Source organism: Methyloceanibacter sp. (assembly GCF_051306395.1).
In the GTDB taxonomy this organism is placed as follows: Bacteria; Pseudomonadota; Alphaproteobacteria; order Rhizobiales; family Methyloligellaceae; genus Methyloceanibacter.
This window is the reverse complement of the sequence record NZ_JBPPND010000242.1, coordinates 1-8,169: the sequence shown is the minus strand read 5'-3', so window position 1 is coordinate 8,169 and position 8,169 is coordinate 1. Positions and strand designations below refer to the sequence as shown.

Sequence of the window (8,169 nt, the reverse complement as noted above, 5' to 3'; positions counted from 1 at the left end):
TTGTCGACGCGCCGCAGCCGCATCTACACCCTGAACCAGTACTACGCGGCGATCCGCATCGATGAGTTCAAGGGTGTGGTCACCGGCGAGATCGAAAACGGCATCGTTCAGAAAGGCAATATCGGCGGCTTCTCCGGCTCGATCTTCACGGACACCGGAGGCGGCGTCGTCTTCAATCTCTATACGAACCCGCAAGAGGACGTCTCGATCGGCATCCGCCACATTCCCATGGCCGTGCCGCTCGGTGCCGCTGCGGGGGATTATATGAAGGTACTCTTCGAATATCCGCCTCAGTTCAAGGTGGGCTTCTTGTCGAACAACCCGCCGCTTTACGACGTCATCCCGGAGGGCGAGATGGCGATCAAGGCCTGGCTCAAGAAACACGGCTTCGGGCGCTTCCAACCCTAAAGCATCGCTGCAGACACGACGCAAAAGGGGCGCCTCCACGGGCGCCCCTTTTTTCGCCCGCAATGGACTGTTGCGTCCGCGCAACATGTGCCCGGGAGATCGCCGCGCCGTGGCATGACGTGGCATGAAATGGCAAGCACAGCCACGGCTCCCGGATTATCCTTGCGGCTACAACGAGGGGCGTAAGGGATCCGAGGATGAGGCGCGAGACTTGGTTTGGCGTGCTCTGCGCTTGTGCGCTTGCCGTCAGCTTTCCGCTTGCGGCGGAGGCTGGAGGTGACCTCGCCGAGCCGGGCCCGCCTCCTTCGGCCTGGACCTTCGACAGCGGCCTCTATGGTTGGGTCCTGTGGCTGGAAGGCGACGCCACCGCGCGGGGCGAGCGCTTCAACGTCTATGCCGATCCTATCGATCTCATCGATGCGCTGGACGGCCCCATCGTCATGGCCAACTTCGAGGCAAGACGCGGCCGCTTTTCCTTCTTTGCCGACGTTGTCTACGCCGAGTTTGGCTTGGACGAGGACTTCGCAGCCGAGGCCGAACCGATCCCTGCGCTCCAGCTGAAGGGGGACGGCCGCATCGGGTCCAAACTGGACTTCGGGGTCTATCAAGCCGACGCCTTTTACGAGGTCGCCAACTTCGCCGGCCCAAAAGGCAACGACACCAAGATCGAGCTTGGCGCCGGCGCGCGCTACGTCGAAATGGACCTGACAGTCAAAGCCAAGATCGATGCGAGCGCCAGGCTACGCCTCGGCAGGCTTCTCGACCGCATCGAGAACAGCATCAACCGCATCGAAAACCAGGAAGAGCGCCTGGAGGCCCTGGCGGAGTTCAATGCCTTGCGCGCAGATATCTTGGAGAAGCGGATTGTCCGCGCCAAGAATAAGGGCCTCGCTCGGCGCGTGGCGCGGCTGGAGAACAGGCTGAATCGGGTCGACAACCGCGGTGAGGCCATCGCCGCGCTCGAGGCTCTCGACAAGTTGCGCCTCGGTCTCCTGCAGCGCGCGCTGAACCTGAACAATAAAGAATTCAACGACAATTTCGCCTTCGTCAGCACCGGCGACATGGACTGGATCGATCCCGTCATTGCCTTGCGCATGACGCACGAGCTGGGCGACGGCCGGTCCATCACCGCCATGGGCGATTTCGGTGGTTTTAATGTCGATGACGGCCTGAGCTGGCAAGCGGTGCTCGCCTACAATTACGAGGGCACGCTGCTCGGCTACGAAACCACGACGACTCTCGGCTACAAGGCCCTGTGGCTGAAATACGAGGAGCAGACGGCCAAGGGTGCGCGCGGCATCGACGCCGTGCTGCATGGGCCCATCGCCGAGCTTTCCTTCCGCTGGTAGCGGGCGCGATTGTCTCGCTGAGGAGCGGCCGTACGTCCCAGGTCTAGGCCGGGGCAACGCCAAGGTCACCAACAGGGGAACTAGACGAACATAAGGCGGCCCCGCGCTGGGCCACCTTCGGTTTTTGAGCTAAGTATCTCTAGGCTCACCAAGGGAGGAAACTCGATGAAGCGATGGAGTCATCTGTTGTGTTGCTGCGTGGTCGCCGTCTTGGCGGTCGGGGCAGCCGCGTCTTACGTGCAGGCCCAGTTGGGAAGTGGCCGGGCCTTGTTGATCTACAAGGAAGGCGTGACGCCGGAACAGGAGAACAAGGACCGCGCGGCTTGTAACGAATGGGCCATCGCGCAAAGCGGCTTCGATCCGTCGGCCATTTTCGCGGCGCAACAGGCCGGCGTTAGAACCAGGGCGATCTTCGAGGTCGCGGGGAAGATGGACATCGCGACCGGCGGCGCGGATCCTCGCTGGGGATCGGGCGCGTTTGGCGGGGCGACCACGTCCGCCGACAAGCGCCGACTCGCCGAACTTTACAATAGCTACCTCCGGGCCGGGGCGCTTTGCCTTGAAGGCCGCGGTTACGCCGTTGCACGATAGGAGCCAAACCATGCGATCTGTGATTTCGAAAGCGGGCCTTGGGCTCCTCTGCCTGTTCGCCGCGCCGGCGTCGGTTTCGGCGGCCAGCGGCACCTTTATGTGCGCCTTCACCGATATCTTTGAGTGTGTCGATGTGGAGGGCTGCAAGCGCGTCACCAACGACGATGTCAATCTCCCGCCCGTGCTCAAACTCGACTTCGACAAAAAAGTCATGACCTCGGACGATCTGGGGGAAGACCCTACAGACATCGATATCAAAGAGATGGTGGAAGCGGGCGATCTCGTTCTGTTGCACGGTATCGGCCGAAACGAGGTTTCGCCTCGGTCTTTCAGTGCGGCCATCTCCATGAAGACCGGCAAGTTGCACGCGGGCATCACAACCGGGGACGCAACGCTCGCCCTGGTCGGTGACTGTGTGGACGATCTCTAAGCGGACACGACCAAAATCGGCGGGCAGGTCTTCAACTTGCCCGCCGTTCCAGGGACTTAGCTGGCGCGTTGCAGCCCGATCAAATCGGCTAAAGGCAGTCGGGGCCGGGCCTTGGGAGGCTTCGGCTGTTCGGCCTTCGGGGCCTGCGGTTGCGGCTGCGCTTTGGGCGCTTCCGGCGTGTTGCCGAGCCGCTTCGTTTCGGCGCCGATGAGCGTATTCACGGCCTCAAGGTCGGCCTTCAAACCCTTGAGTCTGCTGTCATGCTCCCTCTCGATCTGTTCGACCTCTCGATCGAACTGAGCGCGCGCGGAACTCATCTGGTTGCTAAGGAAATTGATGCGCTCTTGCAGATCTTCGCGGATGTCACGCATTGACGGTCCCCCTCTGATTTGGATTCGGCAGTGCCTAAACGACCATGCTGATCCATGGTTCCAGACAGGGCCCAATCAAGGCGACAGCGCGACGGTTGTGGGGTGTGGACTTGCCGGCGCCTTCGCGCTTCCCTGCCAGCCCCGCTAGAAGCTTGAGAGAGACGGTGGTCCGCCGCAGATCCAAATCGTCGCCGCGTGCAAAAGCTTCGAAGCCGCGTGCCGCCCAGCCCAAGGCGCCCGAGCGCGAGGCCAACGCCGCGCCGGCTCCGCGCCACAGGCTCCGGTTGTGGATCGCCGCAGGGCTCGCGGCCGTCGTCGTCGTCGCGGCGGGGCTCGGTCTCGACTATCTCGCGCGCGGGCCGTCCAAGGCCGTCGATCTCCAACCCGAGAAGCTCGCATTCGTCGGCACCGACACCTGCATCTCCTGTCACCAGGACCAAGGCACCCTGTGGAGCCCCTCGCAGCATGCCCACGCCATGGCGCACGCGAACGACGAGACCGTGTTCGGCGATTTCGACGACGCCACCTTCGACTATTACGGCACGACGTCGCGCTTCTTCAAAAAGGACGGCAAGTTCTATGTGGAGACCGACGGTCCGGACGGGACGCCGGACACGTTCGAGGTCAAATACACGTTCGGGCTCGAGCCCTTGCAGCAATATCTCATCGAGTTTCCGGACGGGCGCGTTCAAGCACTCACCATTGCCTGGGACAGCCGGACCAAGGAGGAGGGCGGCCAGCGCTGGTTCCACCTTTATCCGGACGAACATGTCGGCCACGACGATCCGCTCCACTGGACCAAGCTGAACCAGAACTGGAACTTCATGTGCGCCGAGTGCCATTCGACCGGCGTCGCCAAGAACTACGATCCGAAGACAGACCGCTTCCACACGACCTGGAAGGAGATCAGCATCGGCTGCGAGGCCTGTCACGGCGAAGGCTCGGCCCATGTGGCTTGGGCGAAAACATGGTCGCCGTTCGGCAAGGACGACAACGCGATGGGCCTGCTGGCGCGCTTCGATGAGCGGAGCGGCGTCACCTGGACGCGCGATGGACCAATGGGCCAGCCCCAGCGCAGCACCAAGCCGGCCCGATTGCGCAAAGAAGTCGAGATGTGCGGGCGCTGCCATGCGCGGCGCGGCATCATCTCCGAAGCTTTCGTGCCGGGCAGGCCGCTGTCGGACAGCCATCAGGTTTCGCTCATCGCACGCGGGCTCTACCAGCCGGACGGGCAGATGCTCGACGAGGTCTACAATTATGGCTCGTTCAAGCAGTCCAAGATGTTCGAACGGGGCGTCACCTGCAGTGACTGCCACGATCCGCACAGCGCCAAGCTCCGCGCCAAAGGCGATCAAGTCTGCCTGCAATGCCACGCCGGCAGCTATGCGGAGGTGTCCCATACGCATCACGAGGGCGCGGACGCACCGACTTGCGTCGCCTGCCACATGCCCGCGCGGAAGTTCATGGCCATAGACGTGCGCCACGACCATGCCTTCCGCGTGCCGCGCCCGGGCCTGTCCGAAAGCCTCGGCGTGGACAATGCCTGCACCGATTGTCACACCGGCAAGTCGTCGGGGTGGGCCGCCGCGGCCATCGAGGAGTGGTACGGCCCCGAGCGTAAAGGCTCCCAAGACTTCGGTCCGGCATTCCATGCGGCCTGGTCCGGTGCCCCGGACGCGGCAACGCTTCTCGCAGGCGTGGCTGCCCACGAGGGCACGCCGGCCTTCGCCCGCGCCAGCGCACTTCAGGAACTCGCCGCCTATCCGTCCAGGGAAACCGCAACCTTGGTGCGCGAGGGGCTCGCCGACCCCGATCCGCTGGTGCGTCTCGCCGCGCTCGATCATTTGGAGACGGTGCCGCCCAGCCAACTCTGGCCCCTAATCGCGCCGCTCCTCGACGATCCTGTGCGCGGCGTCCGCATTCAGACCGCGTTGCTGCTCGCCGGCACGCCCAGCCAAGGCCTCTCCGACCGGGACCGGACGCGGCTCGCGAAAGCGGAGGAGGAGTTCGTCGCGGCGCAAACCCTGAACGCCGACCGTCCCGAAGCGCGCGCGCTGCTCGCACGCTACTACGCGCGGGCGGGCGACCTGACGAAGGCAGAAGCGGAATACCGAGCGGCGCTGCGCCTGAGCCCGCATTTCGCGCCGGCCGCCGTCAATCTCGCCGATCTCTACCGGCAGAGCGGCCGCGATCAAGACGGCGTTGCCGTTCTGCGCGAGGCGCTCGAGGTCTCGCCGGACGATGGCGGGTTGCACTACGCACTCGGCCTGGCGCTGGTGCGTCTCAAGAAGCCTGACGAGGCTGCCGAAGAATTACGCATGGCCGCGGCGTTGGAGCCGGGCCGCGCCCGCTATGCCTATGTCTATGCGGTCGGGCTCGAATCGATCGGCAAGCGCGCCGAGGCTATTGCGGTGTTGGAGGACAGCCTGAAGCGCCATTCAGGCGATCGCGAGACCTTGCTGGCGCTGATCAACTTCTCCCGCGCGGCCGGCGATCCCGCCGCCGCGCTGCGCTACGCGGAACAGCTCGCGGCGATCGAGCCGGAGAACGAGGATCTCAAACGGCTGATCGCAACGCTCAAGGAAGAGCTTGGCCGATAGGCGTCACGCGGCTTGCGCGCCAACGAGCACCCAGACGCCGAACAATAGAACCAAGATCGCGCTGCCGATCTCCAAAACCCGCCCAAAGGTTGCGCGCAGCCCTTCCGTGCGGGCGAAGAACCCGAGGAGACGTTCGCGGGACAACATGGCGATCACGGCCACGGCAGCGATGGTCACGACCATGCCAGTCGCCATAGCCGCAGTCACCGCAAGCCCCGCCGCGAGAAGGCCGCGGGCGAGGGCATAGCTCAAAATGAAGGTCGTGAGCGGGCACGGCACGAGCCCCGTGACGAAGGCAAGCGCGCGACCGTCGCCAGCCCCGCCGCCGTGATCGTGGGCATGAGCGCTCGCCCGCCACAACAGGAACGCGCCGATCAGGACGATCAGCGCGCCGCTCGCCGTCTCGAATTGCGGTGTGCGCCCGCCATATGCAAACGCCTTGCTGATGACCGCGAAACCCGCAAGAACCAGCACAATGGCAATGCCGACATGCGTCAGCGCCAGGATCGCCCCATTGGCGATGCTGGAGGCGAGGCTGCCTTTCTGTCCAAGGTGATAGGAGAACAGCACGGTCTTGCCGTGCCCCGGCATCAGCGCGTGCACCACGCCGAACACCATGGCCGCGCCCATCGCCGCGATGATGGCCCAGGGATTGCCTCCGGCCACGTCGCCGAGCCCGCGCGCCATGCCCTGATGAAGCCAGTGCTGGAGCGCCATCAAGTCGTGCATGGCTTGGGGTGTTACACGGGCGCACGCATGCGGCAAGCTACGCGCGCAAGCAGCGCGGCGCCCGGCAAGTTACGGAAGCAGTAAGGCCTAGCGGAAGAACGGGCTCGACTGCCAAGCCGGAACCGGCTGACTGAGCCCCGGGGCCGGAATCGCGATCGAGTTGCCGTAGTCCGACACGAAGCCTGAGTCGCTCGGGCTGCTCGCATAAGGCATGGCCAGCGAGCTGCCCTCGAACTGCGGCAGCGTATAGACCGGGTTCAGGCCGAGCGCCTCGGCAGGGCTCTGCGGCAGTTCCGCATCCTCGCCTTGAATCTCGAACGCCTGCGCGCCCGCCGGCAGCAAAGCCAGACTGGCGGCGCCGCAAAGCGCTAGGACAAGAGCGCGTGTTCTCATTGTTCCCTCTAAGCCGCGTTTTCGGTCAATTGGCGCAATCCTAGCGTGATTTGCCGCTCTATGCCAGACGTGGATCGGCGTTCTCCCCGTGCAGCCAAAGAGGCGTTGCCTGATCGCAACACCCTGCCTTTCACCCAAGAGGCCTTGAAGACGCGCCAAAAATTGCGGCGGGGACCGTCACCGGATAAAAGCGATCCGTCATGACCCCGCGCATCCTCTACGTCGTCACCGAAGACTGGTACTTTCTGTCGCATCGCCTGCCCATGGCGCGCGCCGCCAAGGCGGCCGGGTTCGAGGTCCATGTGGCGGCGCGGATCAAGGACGGCCTGGCCGGGATTGAGGCCGAAGGCTTCGTGCCCCACCCGCTCGCCTGGAGCCGCGGCAGCCTCTCTTTGCGCGACAGCTTCGCCGCCGTGCGCCAGCTCAGAACGCTCTACGGCGACTTGAGACCGGACATCGTCCACAACGTCGCGCTCAAGCCAGTCCTGCTCGGCAGCATCGCAAGCCTGGGGTTCGGCGAGACGGCGGTGGTCAACAGTCTGACCGGCCTCGGGGCGCTATTCGTGGATGGCAGCGGGTCGAGCACGTTCACCCGCAAAGTGGTCGAGTTCGCGCTCGGGCGCTTGTTGCGGCGGTCGCAGAGCTGCACCGTCGTGCAGAACCCGCAAGACCGCGACTTCGTGCACGATCTCGGCGTATCCTCTGACCAGATCGTCATCATTGCTGGCTCCGGGGTCGACATCGAGAAGTACCGGGCGCTCCCCGAACCGCCCCCGCCGGTCACCGCCGCCTTTGTCGGGCGCATGCTTCAGCACAAAGGCGTCATGACCCTCATCGAGGCCTACCGGCGCGCGACCCAAGGCGGCTCGAAGCTCCGCCTGCTGCTCGCCGGCGACTGCGATCCGGAGAACCCGGGCTCGCTCGTGCCCGAGCAGCTGCGCGAGTTTGCGAGCCTCTATGGCATCGTCTGGCTCGGTCATGTGTCGGACGTGCGTGAGGTCTGGGAGCAAGCCCATTTCGCCGTGCAGCCCTCGCGCGGGGGCGAAGGACTGCCCAAGAGCCTGCTGGAGGCGGCCGCCTGCGGCCGCGCCATGGTGGCGACCGACGTGCCCGGCTGCCGGGAGATCGCTGGTCCCGACGAGACCGGCATTCTCGTGCCGGTGGACGATGCGGACGCGCCGGCAAAAGCGATGCTGCGTCTCGCCGAAGACGCGAGCGTGCGCGAGCGCTTCCGCAAGGCGGCCCGCCACCACACCGAGACGAAGTTTACGTCCCGTGCCATCGGCCAGGAGACCGAG

General features: G+C 64.8%; 8 protein-coding genes and 1 pseudogene. 6 read left to right on the top strand and 3 right to left on the bottom strand.

The window, feature by feature from the left end:
• From ACSLE4_RS12895 to ACSLE4_RS12880, 4 genes and pseudogenes are all read left to right on the top strand, one after another.
• A pseudogene (locus ACSLE4_RS12895) lies at nucleotides 1-408 on the top strand (hypothetical protein); the annotation flags it as partial.
• A 197-nt stretch (nucleotides 409-605) separates the two neighbouring features.
• Nucleotides 606-1,757, top strand: coding sequence for a hypothetical protein (locus tag ACSLE4_RS12890; protein ID WP_435904845.1), 1,152 nt, complete (start codon nucleotides 606-608; stop codon nucleotides 1,755-1,757).
• Nucleotides 1,758-1,922: 165 nt separating this feature from the next.
• The gene (locus ACSLE4_RS12885; protein WP_435904844.1) at nucleotides 1,923-2,348 is read left to right on the top strand and encodes a hypothetical protein; all 426 of its coding nucleotides are present in this window, start codon (nucleotides 1,923-1,925) and stop codon (nucleotides 2,346-2,348) included.
• Nucleotides 2,349-2,358: 10 nt separating this feature from the next.
• Complete coding sequence (locus ACSLE4_RS12880; RefSeq protein WP_435904843.1) at nucleotides 2,359-2,778, top strand: hypothetical protein; 420 nt, start codon at nucleotides 2,359-2,361, stop codon at nucleotides 2,776-2,778.
• A 56-nt stretch (nucleotides 2,779-2,834) separates the two neighbouring features.
• Here ACSLE4_RS12880 and ACSLE4_RS12875 read toward each other — a convergent pair whose 3' ends face one another.
• Nucleotides 2,835-3,149 carry a hypothetical protein gene (locus ACSLE4_RS12875; RefSeq protein WP_435904842.1) on the bottom strand — a complete coding sequence of 105 codons (315 nt, stop codon included), beginning with the start codon at nucleotides 3,147-3,149 and terminating at the stop codon, nucleotides 2,835-2,837.
• A gap of 164 nt (nucleotides 3,150-3,313) precedes the next feature.
• Between ACSLE4_RS12875 and ACSLE4_RS12870 the strand changes: the two genes are divergently transcribed.
• A complete protein-coding gene (locus tag ACSLE4_RS12870; RefSeq protein ID WP_435904841.1) occupies nucleotides 3,314-5,749 on the top strand; it encodes a tetratricopeptide repeat protein in 2,436 nt (811 codons plus the stop codon).
• A 3-nt stretch (nucleotides 5,750-5,752) separates the two neighbouring features.
• Here ACSLE4_RS12870 and ACSLE4_RS12865 read toward each other — a convergent pair whose 3' ends face one another.
• Both ACSLE4_RS12865 and ACSLE4_RS12860 read right to left on the bottom strand, forming a co-directional pair.
• Nucleotides 5,753-6,478, bottom strand: a complete 726-nt coding sequence (locus tag ACSLE4_RS12865; protein ID WP_435904840.1) for a hypothetical protein — start codon at nucleotides 6,476-6,478, stop codon at nucleotides 5,753-5,755.
• A gap of 87 nt (nucleotides 6,479-6,565) precedes the next feature.
• Complete coding sequence (locus tag ACSLE4_RS12860; RefSeq protein ID WP_435904839.1) at nucleotides 6,566-6,871, bottom strand: hypothetical protein; 306 nt, start codon at nucleotides 6,869-6,871, stop codon at nucleotides 6,566-6,568.
• A 200-nt stretch (nucleotides 6,872-7,071) separates the two neighbouring features.
• On the opposite strand from ACSLE4_RS12860, the gene ACSLE4_RS12855 reads away from it, so the two are divergent.
• Nucleotides 7,072-8,169 (top strand): glycosyltransferase family 4 protein (locus ACSLE4_RS12855; RefSeq protein WP_435904838.1); only part of this gene is annotated, 1,098 nt, incomplete at its 3' end.

Coding starts and splice junctions, on each gene's coding strand:
- ACSLE4_RS12865 (WP_435904840.1), bottom strand. CDS start 6,478: ATGCACGACTTGATGGCGCTCCAGCACTGGCTTCATCAGGGCATGGCG.
- ACSLE4_RS12880 (WP_435904843.1), top strand. CDS start 2,359: ATGCGATCTGTGATTTCGAAAGCGGGCCTTGGGCTCCTCTGCCTGTTC.
- ACSLE4_RS12875 (WP_435904842.1), bottom strand. CDS start 3,149: ATGCGTGACATCCGCGAAGATCTGCAAGAGCGCATCAATTTCCTTAGC.
- ACSLE4_RS12890 (WP_435904845.1), top strand. CDS start 606: ATGAGGCGCGAGACTTGGTTTGGCGTGCTCTGCGCTTGTGCGCTTGCC.
- ACSLE4_RS12860 (WP_435904839.1), bottom strand. CDS start 6,871: ATGAGAACACGCGCTCTTGTCCTAGCGCTTTGCGGCGCCGCCAGTCTG.
- ACSLE4_RS12885 (WP_435904844.1), top strand. CDS start 1,923: ATGAAGCGATGGAGTCATCTGTTGTGTTGCTGCGTGGTCGCCGTCTTG.